Annotated in this window: 21 protein-coding genes; 12 read left to right on the top strand and 9 right to left on the bottom strand. The window is 66.3% G+C overall.

Going from position 1 to position 17,231, the window contains the following annotated elements; genetic code table 11:
* Window positions 1–49: 49 nt before the first annotated feature.
* Window positions 50–754 (top strand): MgtC/SapB family protein, encoded by a 705-nt coding sequence (locus HMPREF2716_RS10705; protein WP_043491138.1) that lies wholly within the window; start codon window positions 50–52, stop codon window positions 752–754.
* Window positions 755–766: 12 nt separating this feature from the next.
* Here HMPREF2716_RS10705 and HMPREF2716_RS10710 read toward each other — a convergent pair whose 3' ends face one another.
* Complete coding sequence (locus HMPREF2716_RS10710) at window positions 767–1,030, bottom strand: putative signal transducing protein (protein ID WP_003094943.1); 264 nt, start codon at window positions 1,028–1,030, stop codon at window positions 767–769.
* Window positions 1,030–1,212 (bottom strand): CPXCG motif-containing cysteine-rich protein, encoded by a 183-nt coding sequence (locus tag HMPREF2716_RS10715; RefSeq protein ID WP_003094945.1) that lies wholly within the window; start codon window positions 1,210–1,212, stop codon window positions 1,030–1,032. The genes HMPREF2716_RS10710 and HMPREF2716_RS10715 overlap by 1 nt, the downstream gene beginning before the upstream one ends.
* Window positions 1,213–1,308: 96 nt before the next feature.
* Here HMPREF2716_RS10715 and HMPREF2716_RS10720 point away from each other — a divergent pair, with 96 nt between their 5' ends.
* Complete coding sequence (locus HMPREF2716_RS10720; RefSeq protein ID WP_003099351.1) at window positions 1,309–2,469, top strand: 1-acyl-sn-glycerol-3-phosphate acyltransferase; 1,161 nt, start codon at window positions 1,309–1,311, stop codon at window positions 2,467–2,469.
* Between the two features lie 120 nt (window positions 2,470–2,589).
* On the opposite strand, the gene HMPREF2716_RS10725 is transcribed toward HMPREF2716_RS10720, so the two are convergent.
* A complete protein-coding gene (locus HMPREF2716_RS10725; protein ID WP_003114705.1) occupies window positions 2,590–2,868 on the bottom strand; it encodes a hypothetical protein in 279 nt (92 codons plus the stop codon).
* Window positions 2,869–3,151: 283 nt separating this feature from the next.
* Here HMPREF2716_RS10725 and HMPREF2716_RS29960 point away from each other — a divergent pair, with 283 nt between their 5' ends.
* Entirely contained in the window at window positions 3,152–3,358 is a 207-nt protein-coding gene (locus tag HMPREF2716_RS29960) for a hypothetical protein (protein ID WP_003094951.1), read from the top strand.
* Window positions 3,359–3,415: 57 nt separating this feature from the next.
* Here the strand turns inward: HMPREF2716_RS29960 and HMPREF2716_RS10735 are convergent, their stop codons facing one another.
* On the bottom strand, window positions 3,416–4,003 hold the full coding sequence (locus tag HMPREF2716_RS10735; RefSeq protein ID WP_003094953.1) for a YajG family lipoprotein: 588 nt from the start codon (window positions 4,001–4,003) through the stop codon (window positions 3,416–3,418).
* 841 nt (window positions 4,004–4,844) lie between these two features.
* Here HMPREF2716_RS10735 and mqo point away from each other — a divergent pair.
* The gene (mqo, locus tag HMPREF2716_RS10740) at window positions 4,845–6,332 is read left to right on the top strand and encodes a malate dehydrogenase (quinone) (protein ID WP_070621888.1); all 1,488 of its coding nucleotides are present in this window, start codon (window positions 4,845–4,847) and stop codon (window positions 6,330–6,332) included.
* Window positions 6,333–6,383: 51 nt separating this feature from the next.
* On the opposite strand, the gene HMPREF2716_RS10745 is transcribed toward mqo, so the two are convergent.
* The 5 genes from HMPREF2716_RS10745 to HMPREF2716_RS10765 form a co-directional block, all read right to left on the bottom strand.
* Entirely contained in the window at window positions 6,384–6,797 is a 414-nt protein-coding gene (locus HMPREF2716_RS10745) for a VOC family protein (protein WP_003094957.1), read from the bottom strand.
* Window positions 6,798–7,065: 268 nt separating this feature from the next.
* The gene (locus HMPREF2716_RS10750; RefSeq protein ID WP_003099343.1) at window positions 7,066–7,356 is read right to left on the bottom strand and encodes a PA4642 family protein; all 291 of its coding nucleotides are present in this window, start codon (window positions 7,354–7,356) and stop codon (window positions 7,066–7,068) included.
* Window positions 7,357–7,438: 82 nt separating this feature from the next.
* Window positions 7,439–7,924 (bottom strand): hypothetical protein, encoded by a 486-nt coding sequence (locus tag HMPREF2716_RS10755; RefSeq protein ID WP_003094962.1) that lies wholly within the window; start codon window positions 7,922–7,924, stop codon window positions 7,439–7,441.
* A 67-nt stretch (window positions 7,925–7,991) separates the two neighbouring features.
* On the bottom strand, window positions 7,992–8,465 hold the full coding sequence (locus HMPREF2716_RS10760) for a WbuC family cupin fold metalloprotein (RefSeq protein WP_003094965.1): 474 nt from the start codon (window positions 8,463–8,465) through the stop codon (window positions 7,992–7,994).
* A gap of 1 nt (window position 8,466) precedes the next feature.
* Window positions 8,467–9,024, bottom strand: coding sequence for a hypoxanthine-guanine phosphoribosyltransferase (locus tag HMPREF2716_RS10765; protein WP_003099341.1), 558 nt, complete (start codon window positions 9,022–9,024; stop codon window positions 8,467–8,469).
* Between the two features lie 168 nt (window positions 9,025–9,192).
* Here HMPREF2716_RS10765 and upp point away from each other — a divergent pair, with 168 nt between their 5' ends.
* The 8 genes from upp (at window position 9,193) to HMPREF2716_RS10805 (ending at window position 17,231) form a co-directional block, all read left to right on the top strand.
* Complete coding sequence (gene upp, locus HMPREF2716_RS10770; RefSeq protein WP_003094968.1) at window positions 9,193–9,831, top strand: uracil phosphoribosyltransferase; 639 nt, start codon at window positions 9,193–9,195, stop codon at window positions 9,829–9,831.
* A 2-nt stretch (window positions 9,832–9,833) separates the two neighbouring features.
* Window positions 9,834–11,117 carry a uracil-xanthine permease family protein gene (locus HMPREF2716_RS10775; RefSeq protein WP_003146044.1) on the top strand — a complete coding sequence of 428 codons (1,284 nt, stop codon included), beginning with the start codon at window positions 9,834–9,836 and terminating at the stop codon, window positions 11,115–11,117.
* Between the two features lie 319 nt (window positions 11,118–11,436).
* Complete coding sequence (locus tag HMPREF2716_RS10780; protein ID WP_003099340.1) at window positions 11,437–11,985, top strand: Csu type fimbrial protein; 549 nt, start codon at window positions 11,437–11,439, stop codon at window positions 11,983–11,985.
* Window positions 11,986–12,015: 30 nt separating this feature from the next.
* Window positions 12,016–12,549: a Csu type fimbrial protein gene (locus tag HMPREF2716_RS10785; RefSeq protein ID WP_003146046.1), complete on the top strand. Its 534-nt coding sequence runs from the start codon at window positions 12,016–12,018 to the stop codon at window positions 12,547–12,549.
* Complete coding sequence (locus tag HMPREF2716_RS10790; protein ID WP_003099337.1) at window positions 12,549–13,091, top strand: Csu type fimbrial protein; 543 nt, start codon at window positions 12,549–12,551, stop codon at window positions 13,089–13,091. The genes HMPREF2716_RS10785 and HMPREF2716_RS10790 overlap by 1 nt, the downstream gene beginning before the upstream one ends.
* 18 nt (window positions 13,092–13,109) lie before the next feature.
* Entirely contained in the window at window positions 13,110–13,898 is a 789-nt protein-coding gene (locus HMPREF2716_RS10795; RefSeq protein ID WP_003099335.1) for a fimbrial biogenesis chaperone, read from the top strand.
* Between the two features lie 16 nt (window positions 13,899–13,914).
* Window positions 13,915–16,287 carry a fimbria/pilus outer membrane usher protein gene (locus HMPREF2716_RS10800; protein ID WP_070621889.1) on the top strand — a complete coding sequence of 791 codons (2,373 nt, stop codon included), beginning with the start codon at window positions 13,915–13,917 and terminating at the stop codon, window positions 16,285–16,287.
* Entirely contained in the window at window positions 16,284–17,231 is a 948-nt protein-coding gene (locus HMPREF2716_RS10805) for a Csu type fimbrial protein (protein WP_003146050.1), read from the top strand. Before HMPREF2716_RS10800 ends, HMPREF2716_RS10805 begins: the two co-directional genes overlap by 4 nt.

Below are 17,231 nucleotides of genomic sequence, written 5' to 3' on the forward strand. Positions count from 1 at the left end.
ACCGACGGCCCGCGCCAGCTCCGGCCGTCGGCCGGCAACGAGGTGAAACATGGATTGGAAAGTATTTCTCCTGCGCGTCGCGGTCGCGCTGGCCCTGGGCGCCCTGATCGGCGCCGAACGCCAGCTGCGCCAACGCCTCACCGGCCTGCGCACCAACGCGCTGGTCAGCACTGGCGCCTGCCTGTTCGTGCTGATGACTCAGGGCGTGCCCGGCCTGGCCGGCGACGCTTCACGGATCGCCGCCTATGTAGTCTCCGGGATCGGCTTCCTCGGCGGCGGCGTGATCATGCGCGACGGCCTCAACGTGCGCGGCCTGAACACCGCAGCCACCCTCTGGTGCACCGCCGCCATCGGCATCCTGTGCAGCATGGGCCTGCTGCTGGAGGCCACGCTCGGCAGCCTGGTGGTGCTCTGCGCCAACATCCTGTTGCGCGACATCGCCCAACGCCTGAACCGCCAGGACGTGTTGCCGGCCAGCGAGGCCGAGCAACGCTACGAAGTGCAGATCGTCTGCCGCGCCGAGGACGAGATCCAGGTTCGCAGCCTGATGCTGCACAGCCTCGGCAGCAGCGACCTGCGCCTGCAATCGCTGCACAGCGAGGATCTGGACAACCCGGCCAAGCTGGAAGTCCGCGCCGAACTGCTCGGCACTCCCGAGGCTCCGGCGCAGCTGGAACGCCTGGTCAGCCGGGTCAGCCTGGAGAAGGGCGTCAGCTCGGTGCGCTGGCAGGTCTTCGAACTGGCGGCCGACTGAGTGGCGGCCGCCTCAACACAACAGGCTGCCGGGGCCGCAGGGCTCCGGCGGCTCCTCGGCCAGCGGGGCGGCGGCGTTGTAGGCAAGGATCAGTTCCCGCGCCCGCTCCGTCTGCTCGTCCGCCACCAACAACGCCAGCAGTCCGCCAGGCGGCAGTTCGCCGATGGCGCCGACCAGGTGGCGGCCGCTGACATGGGCGGCGATCCCTTCGCTGGCGAGCATTCCCACCAGCATCTCGGCCTCCAGCAGGTCGGCCGGCTCATATACGCGCTGCATCAGTCATCCTCCCGGCGGACGTTCAGTGACCAGTCCTGCCCATCGGTGCGCAGGTCGAACAGGATCGGCCGGCAGCACACCGGGCAGTCCTCGTAGTACTGCTGGTCGCCGGCACTCAGGTCGAGCAGCGCCTCGGCCGGTTCCCCGCAGTAAGGGCAGCTATAGGCCTGGCTTTCGAGCATCGCTGCACCCCCTATGAGTTCCGTTTATAATCGCGCGGTTCAATTTTCGGCCACCCCCTGGGCGGCCTTCGCAGCATCCATATGGAACCAGAAAGCATGATGGGCGAGTTCGAAGCCATCCGACCCTACAGTGACGCCGAAGTCCCCGCGGTATTGCAACGCCTCCTGAGCGACGACGCCTTCCTCGGCGCCCTGGTCCGCTACCGCTTCCCGCGCCTGGCCGGTCCCCTCGGTTGGCTGCTCAAACCTCTTATAGCCCATCGGCTGGCCCGCGAGGTCACCGGCATCCGCAGCGTCGCCACGCTGCAGGACAAGTTCGAGCCCTACGTCGACCACACCATCGAGAAGGCCACCGATGGCGTCACCTACTCCGGGGTCAATCGCCTCAAGCCAGGCTGCGCCTACCTGTTCATCGCCAACCACCGCGATATCGTGATGGACCCGGCCTTCGTCAACTACGCCGTGTACCACGCCGGCCTGCCGACCCCGCGCATCGCCATCGGCGACAACCTGCTGCAGAAATCCTTCGTCAGCGACCTGATGCGCCTGAACAAGAGCTTCATCGTGCACCGTTCGCTGAGCGGCCGGCGCGAGAAGCTCGCCGCCTACCAGACGCTCTCCGCCTACATCAACCACTCGATCCGCGAGGACCGCCAGTCGGTGTGGATCGCCCAGGCCGAAGGGCGGGCCAAGGACGGCGACGACCGTACCGACTCGGCGATACTCAAGATGTTCCACATGAGCCGCAAGGACGAACCCTTCGCCGAAATGGTGCGCGCCCTGCATTTCATCCCGGTGTCGATCAGCTACGAATACGACCCCTGCGACCTGGCCAAGGCCCGCGAGTTGCACACCCGCGCCAGCACCGGCGAGTACCGCAAGGCGCCGGGCGAGGACGATGCCAGCATCGCCCTGGGCATCACCGGCTACAAGGGCCGCGTGCACATCAACTTCGGCGCCGAGCTGGAGGGCGAGTTCAGCGACGCCAAGCAGCTGGCCGCCGAACTGGACCGGCAGATCCTCGGCAACTACCGTCTGTTCCCGGTGCACTACCTGGCCTACGAGATGAGCGAGAACCGCGACCCGGGCCTCGCCGTCCCCACGGCCGAGAGCCTGTTCGGCAGCGAGGAGCTGGAGAAGGCGCGCAAGGAATGGAACCGCCGCCTGGAGCAATGCCCGGCCGAGCAGCGCCCCTGGCTGGTGCTGCAATACGCCAACCCGGTGCTCAACCAATACCGGATCAAGCAGCAATCCTGAAGACGAAAGCCCGGCGCCGCCGGGCTTCTCCATCGGGCAACGGCTTCGAACCCGCAGGCGATGGACGGATAACCGCGATACGCTTATCCGCGTGCGGTTCGGCTCGCCGAGGCAGGGCTCTCAGAGCCGCGTGCTGGCCCAGCTGACCAGCAGCGCCAGGCCCAGGCAGGCGGTGCCGAATCGGTAGAAGAACAGGTTGATCCGCAGGGTCGCCTCGTCCATCGGCAATGCCGCCTCCCCCGCCTCGCCCTCCGCGGCCCAGCGCGCCAGGGCGCGACGCTCGCGTGCGCGGGTGGCCAGCAGCAGCCAGGCGCCGGCGACACCGAAGAACAGCGCAAGGCCGTTCACGGCCTGGGCGGGATGGGCGAGGAACAGCGCCCACAAGGCTTGCAAGGACATCGATAACCTCCGCAACAGGACCACACGCCGGGGCTACCGAATAACGCCTTGGGTGAGCTGATGACAGGACGGACCGTCGGGGACGGCAGGGAAGGACTGGTCGAATTCTATCCAGAATGCATGAGCGACGGCCAGCGGCACCCGGGTTGTCGCGACGAAGCGCAGCGGTTAGCAGCAATCCGTCTAAAAAAGGCGCGGCCTCGCCAGAGTGACCGACTAGTCTGAAAGCGCTTTGCCGGTCACAGAACCCCACCCAGGCAAACGACAACACAGGAGAGTCGTCATGCTGGAAACCGCACCCCACGAACATAACTATCTGATCGACCACCTGGACGAGATCGAGGCCGTGATCGTCGATCTTTCCTTCAATGTCCAGGACGACCGCTGGCTGGTGTACTGCACCGCCTGCGGCCATGAACACCTCGACCTGCCTGAGACCGACGAACGCATCAGCATCGGCGAGCCGGACCCGTTCCACCAGGCCGCCTGAGTTTCCCGAGCGCATGAAAAAGCCCGGCATCCGCCGGGCTTTCTCGTTACCGCCGGCTCATTGCTGGCCGAGGGTCTGAGCGATGGTCGGGTCCTTGAATACGCGGGTCAGGGCGTCGCTGAGCACCTCGCTGACCAGCTTGCTGTTGGTCGCCTGGTTCGGCGCCATGCCGAAGCGCTGGTTCAGCGAGGCGCCATAGCGACCGGTGTAGCGCCGGCTGCTGTTCTGCACGTCGGCGCGGAAGGTCGCGGTGATGTCGGCCTGGGTGACGTAGACGCCGTCCTTCGGCGACTGGTACTTCAGCTCGGCCAGGGTCAGGGTCAGTTGCGGCGCGTTGTAGGCGTTGGCCGAAGGCGTGTAGCCGAGCAGGCGCACGGCCGTCTCGGCCTGGGCCTGGAGCTTGGGCACCACGTCCTCGCTACGGACGGTCAGGGTGCTGGTATCGGCGTAGAGGCCGCCGCGAGTGCCCAGGGACGGGCCGGGACGGCCATCGACCACCTTGACCACCACCGGCTGGCCATGGCCGACGGCGGTCAACGGTCCTTTAAGGACCGGTTGCGGGTCCAGTTGTTGCGGGCTCAGGGCGCAGCCGCCGAGAACCAGGGCGCTTGCGGTCATCAGGCTGAGCAACAGGCGATGCAGCATGCTCATCTCTCCATGGGTTGGGCACGAATGGCCGGCAGTATAACGGCGCCGCGAAAGCACCGCAGCATTGCCTTGGACGTTCGCCACGGGGCGCGGTTCCTCGCCTGTGGCAGGTGGCGCAGGGCACGCATGCCCGGCGTTTGGCAGATACGGCGCGGCGGATTGTCCCAGGGGGCTTTCGCCGGCGGGCACTTCGTGACCGGGAATGGGAAAAAAGTCTAAGGAGCGGGGTATTTTTTGATTTTCACCGTTATAATCGCCCCCCGATTATAAGGACGCCTCCTGATCGGGTTCCGGCCCCCGCGCCATCCCCCCACAGAGAGCCGCCAGTAGAGCGCTGCCCCATGAGGCAGACGCCCTGAAACGCCTGTAGCGAGTTTTTCGGCAAGGAATGCCGCATGACCCCGCACGATTCTGCGAAGGCATGCCCGCGACAGACGAGCCCTTCCGGCCCATGTCTCCAAAAGAGCGTGGATCGAAGGTATTTCACTACTTCACGAGAGTGTGGCGAGCAATGAAGAGTTTTGCGTCGGTAAGTGCGCCATTAGCGCTTGAAACAGCCCCCCGCAGACGCGACCGCAGCGGATACCTCATGACCAGAGCCTGACGGCCCGTTCCGTCGCGAATGTGCTTGCACGACCGGATGCCCGCATGGGCCAGCCAGGCTGCCAGATCGCCAGCCCCGCGCCCGGCATCCATAGGCGATGACGCCCGGCGTCCCGCCGTTGTTGCGAAGAATCGGACATGACGGCTCCCTCCGCCGCTGCCTGCCGGCCCGTACCGGCCTCGGCCCCGCCCCGTCTGTCGTCAATTTGGTGCTGAAGATTTTGGAGAAGCGTTAATGGCGCAAAACGATCACGAAACAGTCGACATGCTGCTGGTAGGCGCCGGCATCATGAGCGCGACCCTGGCGGTCCTGCTCAAGGAACTCGACCCCAACCTGAAGATGGAAGTCGTCGAACTCCAGGAGTCCGGCGCGATCGAAAGCTCCAACCCGTGGAACAACGCGGGCACCGGCCACGCCGGCCTGTGCGAGCTGAACTACACCCCGCAGTCGGCCGACGGCAGCATCGACATCAAGAAAGCCGTGGGCATCAACACCATGTTCGAGGTGTCGAAGCAGTTCTGGTCGCACCTGGTCGCCAAGGGCACCTTCGGCTCGCCGAAGACCTTCATCAACCCGGTACCGCACCTGAGCTTCGTGCGCGGCAGCGAAGGCATCGCCTACCTGAAGAAGCGCTTCGAATCGCTGACCAGGCACCACGCCTTCGAGACCATGGTCTACTCCGAGGACAAGGCCACCCTCGCCGAGTGGATGCCGCTGATGATGCCGGGTCGTCCGGCCGACGAAGCGATCGCCGCGACCCGCGTCGAGGGCGGTACCGACGTCAACTTCGGCGCCCTGACCAACCAGCTCCTGCAACACCTGGCGCAACAGCCGGGCGCGCAGATCCGCTACAACCAGAAGGTCACCCACCTGCGCCGCGCCGATAACGGCTGGCGGGTCACCGTCAAGGACACCCGCAACGGCGGCGACCGCGAGATCCAGGCACGCTTCGTCTTCCTCGGCGCCGGCGGCGGCGCCCTGCCGCTCCTGCAACTTTCCGGCATCCCGGAAGGCAAGGGCTTCGGTGGTTTCCCGGTGAGCGGCCAGTGGCTGCGCTGCGACAACCCGGAAATCGTCAAGCAGCACCAGGCCAAGGTCTACAGCCAGGCCGAGGTCGGCTCGCCGCCGATGTCCGTGCCGCACCTGGACACCCGCGTGGTGGACGGCAAGAAATCCCTGCTGTTCGGCCCCTATGCCGGTTTCTCCACCAAGTTCCTGCGCCAGGGCAACATCCTGCCGATGCTCTCGGTGGCCCGCGACAACATGGACCTGACCCGCTACCTGATCGGCCAGGTCATGCAGTCGCCGGAACAGCGCCTGGAAGCCCTGCGTAAGTTCTACCCCGAAGCCAGGGCCGAGGACTGGCGCCTGGAAGTCGCCGGCCAGCGCGTGCAGATCATCAAGAAAGATCCGAAGAAAGGCGGCATCCTGCAGTTCGGCACCGAGCTGGTGGCCGCCCACGACGGCTCCATCGCCGCCCTGCTGGGCGCCTCGCCGGGCGCCTCGGTGACCGTCTCGATCATGCTCGGCCTGATCGAGCGCTGCTTCCCGGAGCAGGCCCGCTCGCCGGAGTGGAGCGCCAAGCTGAAGGAAATCTTCCCGGCTCGCGAGAAAGAGCTGGAAAGCGACGCCGAGCTGTACCGCAGCGTCAGCAGCCGTTGCAGCGAGGTGCTGGAACTGACCGCGAAGAACGACGTGCAGGCCCCGGTCAACGCCGAGTGAGCCACGCGCTACGGAACAAGCCGCCTTCGGGCGGCTTTTTCATTTGCGGAGTCAGGCGCCGGCCTCGCAATTGATCATCCAGGACACCCCGAAACGGTCCACCAGGGTACCGAAACAGGGCGACCAGAAGGTCTTGCCCAACTCCAGCTCGACCCGCCCGCCGTCCTCCAGCAAGGCGTCATAGCAGCGCCGCGCCTGCTGCGGGTCGCGGGTATTCAGCGAAAGGGAAATCCCGGAGATCGGCTGCAACGCCGGCCCGTGCCCGTCCGAGGCCATGATCTGGCTGTCGCCGATCTGCAGGTTGGCGTGCATCACCTTGTCGCACCAGCCTTCCGGCACCACCACCGGACCGGGCGCCTCGTCGAAGCGGAACAGGAAACTCACCCTGGCACCGATGGCGTGTTCATAGAAACGCAGGGCCTCTTCGCAACGGCCGTTGAAGCAGACGTAGGGCTGGACGTACATGGGAACCTCGGCAGGCTGTTTTTCCTGTGAGTGTAGAAAAGCAGCAGCCGACAGGCAGCCTCTCGCAGAGTGAATAACGCAGTCCTGGCCATTCGCCCCTCCCCGCCGCCCTGGCGATCCACGACCGCGGCGGGGCCCGCGCGGCGTCTATCGACCCTTGCCACCGCCAGCCGCCATTCGGATGCTGGCGTTCTCCGACGGGCGTGACTCGGCGGACCGCGCAACGAAAAAACCCGCCGAAGGGCGGGCTTTTCGCTGCATAGCCGGCTCAGGCGCCCTTGGCCGCCTGCAGCGCTTCGATGTAGGGCACGGCTTGGCGCTGGTCGGCGACCAGGGCGACGAAGTCGTTGCCCTTGGCGTCGCGCGCGTCGAGATCGTAGCCGGCCTCGCGGAAGAAGGTGAGGAAGCGCTCGAAGTCGTCGATGCGCAGGCCGCGATAGGCCTTGATCAGCTTGTGCAGCGAGGGGGGCGTGTCGTCGGCCGGCTCGACGCCGAGGAACAGCTTGATCGACTCGTCACTGATCTCTTCGCCAATGATCTGTTTCTTGTCTTTGCGCATCGCTTTCTCTCAACGGCTCTGGGGCCGGGCTCGCCCGGCGCGGGATAAGGCCAGGCAGTTTACTCCCGGCGCGCGGCGAGGCTCAACGCGCGCGTACCGCGCCGGTGTGCAGGTCGGCCCAGACATGGCCGTTGGGATAGGCGAGGAACTGACAATAGACCGTCTGGTTGCGCAGCAGGTCGAGCAACGCCGGGTACTGCGCCAGCGGGTAGTTGAGCGTGAGGGTGCGGGTCCCGGCATCGTAGACCGGCTTCTTCAGGCTCTTGCCTTCGCTGTCGAACTGGATCAGCACCTGGGCCAGGGTCGCGCCCTTGCTCAACGGCTTGCCCTTCAGGCGCAGCAGGGTCGGCGTGGTGATCGGGATCGGCTGCTGGTTGGACTGCCGCTGGTTGCCCAGCACCACGCTGTACTCGGTGATCTGGATCAGTTGCTGCTGCTCCGGCGCCTCCTGGCGCAACTGGCCGTCGTCGGGCGGCAGGAAGCGCGCGTGCATCGGGGGATTCTCGGCGGCCAGGCCGGCCAGACTGACGAACAGGAGCAGGGAGCCGCACAGGCTACGGGCGAACATCGGGACCTCCGGACAGGGCGAGCCGGCACTCTAGCATGGCTGCCGACCCGCCGCCGAAGCGAAGCGCTCAGGCGAACTGGGCGCGCATCCAGTCCCGGTAGGCCGGCGCATCGGCGCTGCCTTCGGCAGGCGCCCAACTGGCGAACTCGCCTTCGCCGAGCGGGCGGTAAGGCCCGGCCTTGCATTCGAACAGGATGCTGTCCGGCTCCAGCACCACCAGGGCATGGAACACCCCGGGCGGCAGGTCGACACCGGGGCAGTCCCCAGCGGCGCTCAACTCGCGCTTGTCGAGGAGTTCCCCGTCCTCGGCGAAGACCAGCAGGCCGAGACGGCCCTTGAGCACGATCAGCGCCTCGGCCTTGCCCGCATCCAGGTGCCGGTGCGGCGGGATGTAGGTATTCGGCTGGAGGCCCACCGCCATGCGATGGCAGGGCTCCTCCATGCGGTGGAAGTTGTGATGCTGGCGACCACGCGGCGCGTTACCCGCCCCGCTCGCCAGTTCGGCGAACAATTGCTGGTCGAGGTAGCGCGGTCCGGCCATCTCAGAGCCCCTTGACCGCGAAGATGCCCGCGGCGTTGCGCCAGTAGCCCTTGTAGTCCATGCCGTAGCCGAACACGTAGCGGTCGGCGCAGTAGAGGCCAGTGAAGCTGGCCTTGAGGTCGGGCCGGGCCTTGCGCTCGTGTTCCTTGTCCACCAGTACGGCGGTGTGCACCGCGCGTGCGCCGGCATGCTTGCAGAAGTCGATGATCGCCGAGAGGGTGTGCCCTTCGTCGAGGATGTCGTCGATGATCAGCACATCACGGTCGATGAAGGAGATTTCCGGCTTGGCCTTCCAGAACAGTTCGCCGCCGGAGGTCTCGTTGCGGTAACGGGTCGCATGCAGGTAGGACAGTTCGAGGGGGAAGTCGAGCAGCGGGAGCAGCTTGCCGGAGAAGATCAGGCCGCCGTTCATCACGCAGAAGACCACCGGGTTGGTCTCGCCGAGATCGCGGTTGATCGCCTCGGCGACGCGACCGATGGCTGCCTCGACCTCGTCGTTGTTGAACAGGCAGTCGGCTTCCGCCCTGACTTGGCGGATGTGCGCGAGATCGACGGACATGGTGCTTCTCCCTGGCTGGGCTGAGAAAAAGTCGGCAAAGGTACTCATCCGGTCGCCATCGGGCAACCCCCGGCGGTCGAGTGCGAATCAGAATAATGGTCCAGACTGTGCGGAATGCATTACGCTAGCGCAATTTTTTTGCCCGCCCCCCGTTGGAGACAGTCGCCCATGCCCGTACATGAGATCCGCCACCCCCTCATCCGCCACAAACTGGGCCTGATGCGCCGTGCCGATATCAGCACCAAGAACTTCCGCGAACTGGCCCAGGAAGTCGGCGCCCTGCTGACCTACGAGGCGACCAAGGACCTGCCCCTGGAACAGTACGAAATCCCCGGATGGGCCGGCCCGGTGACGGTGGAGAAGATCTCCGGGAAGAAGATCACCGTGGTGCCGATCCTGCGCGCCGGCATCGGCATGCTCGACGGCGTGCTCAGCCTGATTCCCGGCGCCAAGGTCAGCGCGGTCGGCGTCGCCCGCAACGAAGAGACCCTGGAAGCACGCACCTACCTGGAAAAACTGGCGCCGGACATCGCCGAGCGACGCTCGCTGATCATCGACCCGATGCTCGCCACCGGTGGCTCGATGGTCGCCACCATCGACCTGCTGAAGAAGGCCGGCAGCAAGGAAATCCGCGCCATGGTGCTGGTCGCCGCCCCCGAGGGCATCGAGGCGGTACGCAAGGCCCACCCGGACGTGATCATCTATACCGCCTCGATCGACGAGAAGCTCGACGAGAACGGCTACATCATTCCGGGCCTGGGCGACGCCGGCGACAAGATCTTCGGTACCAAGCAGAAGGAAGCCTGAACATGGGCGATGCCTTCCAGGAGCCGCTCTGGCGCCAGGTGCTGTCAGGCGCGCAGATGCTGTTCGTCGCCTTCGGCGCGCTGGTGCTGATGCCGCTGATCACCGGTCTGGATCCCAACGTCGCGCTGTTCACCGCCGGCCTCGGGACCCTGCTGTTCCAATTGGTGACCGGGCGCCAGGTACCGGTGTTCCTCGCCTCCAGCTTCGCCTTCATCACCCCGATCATCCTCGCCAAGGGCCAGTTCGGCCTGGCCGCGACCATGGGCGGGGTGGTCGCCGCCGGCTTCGTCTACACCTTCATGGGCCTGGCGGTGAAGATCAAGGGCACCGGCTTCATCGATAAACTGCTGCCGCCGGTGGTGATCGGCCCGGTGATCATCTCGATCGGCCTGGCGATGGCGCCGATCGCGGCGAACATGGCGATGGGCAAGGCCGGCGACGGCAGCGAGTTGCTGCCGTACCGCACCGCGATGATGATCTCGATGCCGGCGCTGCTCACCACCCTGGTGGTGGCGGTATTCGGCAAGGGTATCTTCCGCCTGGTGCCAATCATCGCCGGCGTGCTGGTCGGCTTCGCCCTGTCGTTCGTCTTCGGCGTGGTCGACACCGCCGCGATCGTCGCCGCACCCTGGCTGGAACTGCCGAAATTCACCGCGCCGGAATTCAACTGGCAGGCGATCCTGTTCATCGTCCCGGTGGCCCTGGCCCCGGCCATCGAGCATATCGGCGGGGTCATCGCGGTGGGCGGCGTCACCGGCCAGGACTACCTGAAGAAGCCCGGCCTGCACCGCACCCTCCTTGGCGACGGCCTGGCCACCTCGGCCGCCGGCCTGTTCGGCGGACCGCCCAACACCACCTACGCGGAAGTCACCGGCGCAGTGATGCTGACCAAGAACTACAACCCGAAGATCATGACCTGGGCGGCGGTGATCGCCATCACCCTGGCCTTCGTCGGCAAGTTCGGCGCGATCCTGCAAAGCATCCCGGTACCGGTGATGGGCGGCATCCTCTGCCTGCTGTTCGGCACCATCGCCTCGGTCGGCATGAACACCCTGATCCGGCACAAGGTCGATCTCTCGGAAGCGCGCAACCTGGTGATCGTCTCGGTGACCCTGGTGTTCGGCATCGGCGGCGTGCTGATCGGCAGCGGTACCGGTCCCGACGACATCGGCCTGAAGGGCATCGCCCTGTGCGCCATCGTCGCCATCGTCCTCAACCTGTTGCTGCCGGGCAACGACGGCTGGCAGAACAAGGCGCTCGACCAACAACACAAGGATTCACACTGAAACCAACGGGCGGAACACTTCGCTGTTCCGTCCGTATTCCACCCGCCTCGTTATTTTCAAATCATGTAGTCAATCGCTTACTACTTTGTAATTAAACTTCCTTGCATTTCCCAAATAACCACGCCATCTAACTGGCAGAGATCTACTCGCGCTGCTATATAGCCAGTCAAGCATGACTGGCGACCGCTCTGTGCCGCGCCATCCATGAACTTAGAGTTTTGCGGATATATAAGGCCGATCATTTAAAGTCGTGGGAACTTTCTTTATCCGCCAACATCGTCCTGCGCCACCGACATTCATTATCGACAGGAAGTTAGAGATGAATAAACGCATTCCGGCAGTCTTGTTGTTCTGTGCCTGCGCCAGCCTGCTGGGCACCGCCCAGGCCGCCGGTACGCTGATCGGCCAGGTCGGCGTGCAGATGGTCATCGGTGCCGGCTGCACCATCATCAACGGCAGCGTCAGCGGCGGTATCAACCAGTGGGGAACCCTGGACTTCGGCAGCCATTCCGACCTCACCAACGTGGTCGACGCGCAGACCGTCGGCACCAGCGGCAATATCCAGATCCAGTGCAGCACCGGCCTGACCCCGAGCCTGACGGTGAACGCAGGCCTGCACGCCAGCGGCGGCCAGCGCTACATGCAGAACACCACCACCACCAGCAGCACCATCGCCTACAACATCTATTCGGACGCCGCGCGCAGCGCGCTGATCCAGGCCAACACACCGGTGGACATCTCCTCGGTCTCCACCGGCACCGCGGTCAACATCCCCCTCTATGGCCGCGTGGTGCCCACCGGACAAAGCACACCCACGCCGACGGCGGGGACCTACACCGACACCCTGCTGGTCACCATCGCCTGGTAAGACGCGCCGCCAGGCGCGGCGCCAGGCAGCATGGTCCTGGGGGGACCGATGAGCCTGAACCGCTACTTCACCGGAGGACTGCTCTGCCTGCTCGGCTGCAACCCGGCAAACGCGCAGACCGCCACCATCGTCCTGAGCGCCACGCTGCTCCCGGCCTGCGAAGCGGGTAGCGTCGGCAGCGGCGGCGCGATCACCTTCGGCACCCTCGACTTCGGCCAGTACGCCTCCCTGAACAACGCCATCAGCGCCACCAGCCAGCAAGGCGCAGGCTCCATCCGGGTCAGGTGCGTCAGCGGCCAGACCTATGCGATCACGCTCGACGGCGGGCTCTACGGCAGCGTCGCCACGCGGCGCATGGCGAACATCGCCAACACCGCCCTCACCCTGACCTACAACCTGTACAGCGACCGCCCCGGCGGCATCGTCTGGGACAACACCACCGGCGTTGCCGCCACCGGCAACGGCAACGACCAGTGGTACCCCATCTACGGCCTGGTGCCGGCACAGACCACGCCGGTCGCCGGGACCTACCGCGACACCGTCAACGTGACCATCAGTTGGTGATGCCGATGTCCAGCCGGCGTCTATTCCTGTCGCTTCTCCTGCTCCCGCTGCCGAACCTGGTCGCGCATGCCGATCCATCGCCGATCAGCCGCGCCTTCCAGGTCCAGGCGGTGGTCGCCAACGGCTGCGCCTTCGGCACCGCCATCAGCAACAACGCCTATGACCTCGGCACCCTGAGCTTCGGCACCCTCGGCAACCTGGCCAGTCCGGTTAACGTCGCCAGCAGCTCCGGGGCCGGCTCCATCGTCCTGACCTGCACTCCGGGAATGACCGTCTCCGTCGCCCTCGACTACGGGGTCAATGGCGGCAGCAGCAGCCAGCGCTACCTGAAGCGGGTGAGCGGTAACGAGACCCTCGCCTACCAGCTCTACCAGGATGCCGCCTACTCCCAGGTCTGGGGCAACGGGGCACTCGCGCGGACCATCGCCAACTTTCCCGCCAGCACCCAGACCTACACGGTATACGCGCGCCTGTTCGCGGTCGGCAGCCTGCCGTCCGCCGGCAACTACCGCGATACCGTCACCGTCACCCTTTCGTTCTGAGCCGTCATGGAGGATCACATGCCCAGTCCACACCTACCTCTCCGCCCCGGCCGCTGGCTTGCGGCGCTGCTGGCGCTGTTCCTGGGCGGCCCGGCACAAGCCGCCAGTGCGGTGCTGATCTGGCCGATCAACCCGGCCATCGAAGCCGACCAACCGGCCACCGCGCTGTGGCTGGAGAATCGCGGCAAGCAACCGGTGACCCTGCAGGTGCGCGTGCTCGGCTGGTCCCAGGCGGATTTCCAGGACGTCTATCGCAACCAGCAGGCAGTGATTCCCAGCCCGCCCTTCGTCAAGGTCGAGCCGGGCCGCCGGCAGCTGGTCCGGCTGATCCGCCAGGGCGGCCAGCCCAGCACGCCGGAGGACGCCTATCGGGTGCTGATCGACGAAGTGCCCGACGGCAGCGCGGGGCAGACGCAACGAAGCCCCGGTCTCGCCCTGCAGTTCCAGATGCGCTATTCGGTGCCGCTGTTCGTCAGCGCCGACGGCGTCTGGACCCAGCCGCGCAGCGATGTCGAGCGCGACCCGGCCGACGCGACCCGGCCGAAGCTGGCCTGGCGGCTGGTCGAGGAACAGGGCAAGCGTTACCTGCAGGTGCGCAACGAGGGTAGCGTGCACGCCCGCCTGAGCCATGTCCGCTGGGAGGGCAACGGCCGCAGCCTGGCGCTGCTGGACGGCCTGCTCGGCTACGTGCTGCCCGGCCGGCAGATGCGCTGGCCGCTGCCGCCGGGGCTGCTGCCGGACGCCGGCATGACCCTGAAACTGCAACTGGCGGACAACGACGCGCCGATCAGCGTTCCCGGCTACTGAGGCGGACGTCGGTCCCGTGCCTCGCCCGTGTCAGCGGCGCTCTCGCCACCACCGCTCGCTACTGATCGGCCTGGCGCTGCTCTCCCCTGTCCATGCGGCGGACTACCTGGCCGGACTGCCGCCGCCGCAACCCGCTCCGTCCGGCGGCAGCAACGTCCTCTACTACCTGGAACTGGTGATCAACGGCCGCGACAGCGGCCAGGTGGTGCCGGTCAACGCCGCCGATGGCCATTACCTGCTCGACGCCGCGGCCCTGCGCGAAGCCGGCGTGCGCCTGCCTGGCAACCCCGCCGGACAGGTCGCGGTGGACGCCCTGCCCGAGGTCCGGGCGGACTATGACAGCGCCAGCCAGCAACTGCACCTGCAAGTGCCGCCGGACTGGCTGCCGGAGCAGCGCTTCGACGATCCCGGACTGGTCGCCCGCGCCCCGGCGCGCAGCAGCCTCGGCGCGCTGTTCAACTACGACCTGTACTACTCGGACCCCGCCGACGGCGCCACGCCCTGGCTTTCCGCGCTGCTCGAGCAACGCCTGTTCGACGGCTTCGGGGTGATCTCCAACCCCGGCGTCTACACCCGCTATTTCGGCGACGCCGACAACCTCGACAGCCGCTACCTGCGCTACGACACCTACTGGCTGTACAACGACGAACGCAACATGCACAGCTACCAACTGGGCGACTACGTCAACGGCGCGCTGAACTGGACCACCCCGGTACGCATGGGCGGCTTTCGCTTCGCCCGCAACTTCGGCGTACGTCCGGACCTGGTCACCTATCCGCTGCTGCGCTTCGACGGCCAGGCCGCCGTACCCAGCACCGTCGACCTTTTCATCAACGGCTACAAGGCCAGCAGCGCCGACCTGCAACCCGGTCCCTTCGCCATCAGCAACGTGCCATACATCAACGGAGCCGGCGAAGCCACGGTGGTGACCACCGACGCCCAGGGCCGACAAGTGGTGACCAGCCTGCCGTTCTACGTATCCAACACCCTGCTGGCGCGCGGCCTGAGCGATTTCGACCTGTCCGTCGGGCGTCTGCGCGACGACTACGGCCTGCGCAACTTCTCCTATGCCGACAATGCCGCCAGCGGCATCTACCGCTACGGCGTCAGCGACCGCCTGACCCTCTCCACCCACGCCGAGGCCGCCAGCGACCTGCGCCTGCTCGGCATCGGCGGCGACATCGCCGTGGCCACCTTCGGCACCCTCAGCCTGGCGGCCAGCGGCAGCGACGGCCAGGGCGACAGCGGCCAGCAATACCTGCTCGGCTACTCCTACTATTCGCGACGGCTCGGCCTCAGCCTGCAACACATCGAGCGCAGCGCCGGTTATGGCGACCTCGGCACCCTGGACGGCGAGTACCAGTTGAGCCGGCGCACCGACCAGGCTACCGCCAGCCTGACCTTCGACGAGCAGGGCACCATCGGTACCGGCTACTTCGACATCCGCGCCCGCGACGGCAGCCGCACGCGCCTGGCCAACCTCTCCTACAGCCGCCCGATCGGCAGCCGTAGCAGCTTCTACCTGGCGCTGAACAAAGATCTCGACGGCGACGGCTACAGCGCGCTGATGCAACTGGTGATTCCCTTCGACATCAACGGCCTGCTGAACATCGGCGTCACCCGCGACAGCGACCGGCGCTACAGCGAGCGGGTGATCTGGAGCCGCTCCACGCCGAGCCAGGGCGGCCTCGGCTGGAACCTCGGCTATGGCGGCGGCGCCAGCCGCTATCAGCAGGCCGACCTGACCTGGCGCATGCAGAACGTGCAACTGCAGGGCGGCCTCTATGGCGAGACCGGCAACTACACTCGCTGGGCCGATCTCAGCGGCTCGCTGGTATGGATGGACAACGCCGTGTTCGCCAGCAACCGGATCAACGACGCCTTCGTCCTGGTCAGCACCAAGGGTTATCCACAGGTGCCGATCCGCTACGAGAACCAACTGATGGGCAGCACCGACGACAACGGCCACCTGCTGGTGCCCTGGGTCGCGGCCTACTACCCGGCGAAGTTCCAGATCGAGCCGCTGGACCTTCCGGCCAACGTCAGCGCGCCCGAAGTCGAGCAGCGCGTGGCGGTACGCCAGGGCAGCGGCCTGCTGCTGGATTTCCCGATCCGTGCCGTGGTCGCCGCCAGCATCAGCCTGGTGGACGAGCGCGGCGAACCGCTGCCGCTGGGCAGCCAGGCCAAAGAAACCGGCAGCGGCCAGCGCGCCAGCGTCGGCTGGGACGGCCAGGTCTATTTCGAAGGATTGCAAAGCGACAACCAGCTACGCGTGGTCCGCCCCGACGGCCGGGCCTGCCAGGCACGCTTCCGCCTGGACACGCGCAAACCCACCGTCAGCCAGGTCGGCCCGCTGACCTGCTCGGCCCCCATCGGAGATACGCCATGAGCCGCCACTCCACGTCCGCCTGCCTGCTCGGCTTCGCTACGCTCTGCGCCAGCCCGTTGCTGCTCGCCGCCTGCACCACCAGCTCCGGCACCGGCAATTTCGGCAGCCTGAGCTCGTTCACCGTGGTCAGCACCGCACAGACCATCACCGGCACCACCGGCTTCAAGTGCACCGGCAGCCTGTTGTCGATCCTCAGCACCAACACCATCGACGCGACCATCGCCAGCACCGCCAATCCGCTGGGCACCACGCCGCGGCTGTACAACGCCGCCAGCGGCACCTACCTGCCCTACAGTATCTGCAAGGACAACGGCTGCGGCACCGTCTACAACGTCGGCTCGACGGTACGCTGGAGCAGCACCACCTTCCTCGGCATCCTCGGCCTGTTCAACGCCACCGACGGCAGCCTGCCGCTGTACCTGCGCACCGCCACCGGGGTGACCCTGCCGGCCGGCACCTATACCGATACCATCGGCCTGAACTGGGCCTGGCACCTGTGCGCGGCGGGCATCGGCCCAGTCTGCATATACGACGACGGCACCGCCAGCAGCAGCGTCAACGTTACCCTGACGGTGCTCAAGGACTGCTTCATCGACAGCGCTCCGGACCTCAGCTTCGGCAGCGCCGCGCTGGTCTCGGCCTTCACCGCGGTGAACCAGAACATTGGCGTGCGCTGCACCCTGAACGCCACCTATACCATCGGCTTCGACAACGGCAACAACTTCAGCGGCGGCTGGCGGCGAATGCTCAGCGGCGCCAACGCGATCCAGTACAACCTCTACAAACCGGGAGACTCGACGGTCTGGACCACCAGCAACACCCAGGCAGGCACCGGTAGCGGCGCCGCGCAGAACGTGCCGTACCGGGCCATCGTCAACCCGGCCCAGGGCAACGTCCCCGCCGGTACCTACAGCGATACCGTGCGGGTGATCCTCACCTACTGA

The sequence above is a fragment of the Pseudomonas sp. HMSC076A11 genome (genome assembly GCF_001810205.1).
GTDB lineage: Bacteria > Pseudomonadota > Gammaproteobacteria > Pseudomonadales > Pseudomonadaceae > Pseudomonas > Pseudomonas aeruginosa.